The organism is Desulfonatronum zhilinae (assembly GCF_900182865.1).
Taxonomy (GTDB): Bacteria; Desulfobacterota; Desulfovibrionia; order Desulfovibrionales; family Desulfonatronaceae; genus Desulfonatronum; species Desulfonatronum lacustre.
In genome coordinates this window covers 1-1,666 of record NZ_FXUJ01000079.1, presented here as the reverse complement: position 1 = coordinate 1,666, position 1,666 = coordinate 1, and the positions used below count along the sequence as shown (strand labels likewise).

Genomic DNA, 1,666 nt, shown 5'->3' with positions numbered 1-1,666 from the left:
GAACTGGAATGGAAGGAGATCGACATGGCCAAAGCCATGTGGACCCTACCGCTTGAACGTAACAAGTCTAAAAAGCAGAAGGTGATCCCCCTGTCCGATGCGGCGATGGAAATACTTGAGCGAAGGAAAGACAACGGCTCCGAGTACGTGTTTCCCAATCCTAAAACAGGAAAGCCCTTGCAGCACTTCTTCCGCACTTGGGACCGGGTACGCAAAGCCGCCGATTTAGATGATGTTCGCATCCACGACATTCGACATTCGTATGCCTCTTTCCTCGTGAACAACGGAAGATCGTTATACGAAGTTCAGAAATTGTTAGGCCATGCTCAGCTATCAACTACGCAAAGGTATGCGCATTTGGCACACGACACATTGCGCCAAGCCGCTGAAATCGTGGGTCGAAAAGTGGGTATGGTGAAGGTGAAAAATGGCACCTAAAGACATAGGATCATTCATTTTAACATGGCATTTTTTGCCGATACCATGATAGGTATGCGGTGGGTCACATGGAAGTGGTGGGTGACAGTCTAAAAAACTATTTGATTTCAGATTGTTAAAAAGCTGTTGTGAAAGTGGATGCCACCGGTGCCGCCCTTTTTCGTTGCCGCTTGATGCTTGTACCAAGGTTTTTGGTACTGAGGGCAGGCGGCATGATGTCAAATCTGGTGCTGGGCCGGTGATGTGCCGGTGGGAGTGCCAAGGAGGTTGATGCTATGAGCGAGAAACAGTTGTATACGCTAACGGACATTGCCCAGAAATTGAGCGTCAACTACAAGACGCTCTACAACTACAAGGACGTGTTCAAGGAATTCCTGGTGGTCCAAGACCAGGGCAGGCAGACCCGATACCTGTCCATAAACATTGAGATATTCAGGAAGATTCTGGAGATGAAGGATGACGGAGCGACGAATGCGGATGTCCACGAAGTGTTGAGTGACTGGCGAAACAGGGAACCGGAAATCTTTGAATCTGGAAATCCTTCTTTCTTTCCTTCTGTCGCTCCTTCTTGCCTTCCTCCTGTCTCTCGTTCTTTCGATCCTTCTTTCTTTCCTTCTCTCGATCTTTCTGTCTTTCCTTCTTTCCTTCTTGATGTCGTTCCTTCTGTCTTTCCTTCCTTCTCTCCTTCTGTCTTTCCTTCTTTCTCTCAGGGAAGGACATTTGTAGAGCAAGCCTCGGCGGACGAAACAGCCTACGAAACCGAGACATGTGCTCGCAGCGATGCAAACTCGGAGGGGGATCAGGGAACAGTGCAGTTCGACACGAACCAATCGGTAGAAGCCCTCGGCATCCAGGCCCAACATTTTCAACCCGGCCCCGACCTCGAAATGATCCAAGACCTTCTGGACCACTCCCTATCCCGACTCGAATCACGAATCCTCTCCGAGGTCAACGAACTGCTGCCGCAGATGAACTCTGCCCTGACCCAATTCTACAAATTCTGGTTCTTCGACGTTTAATGTGGAATTGACTGACCACAATCTGTTTAGGTAGCCCTCTCCGCAGGAGGGCTTGCCATGTTTGCTGAAGAAATTTGGTTCTTCGACGTTTGATGTGGAATTCATGATGTTATCAATATCTGAATCGGAGCCGCGATTAGGTAGACTATCATGATGAAATTCTCCACGTTTCGATACCCGCGAGCCCGAGCTCTCGCTGCCTGGAACAA

2 protein-coding genes are annotated in these 1,666 nt (G+C 49.2%); both read left to right on the top strand.

All coding sequences use genetic code 11. From position 1 onward, the window contains the following. A partial coding sequence (locus tag AC559A_RS19075) for a tyrosine-type recombinase/integrase (RefSeq protein WP_498819275.1) occupies positions 1-438 on the top strand: 438 nt, incomplete at its 5' end. 275 nt (positions 439-713) lie between these two features. After that, positions 714-1,457 (top strand): MerR family transcriptional regulator, encoded by a 744-nt coding sequence (locus tag AC559A_RS19070; RefSeq protein WP_498819274.1) that lies wholly within the window; start codon positions 714-716, stop codon positions 1,455-1,457. Positions 1,458-1,666 lie beyond the last annotated feature (209 nt).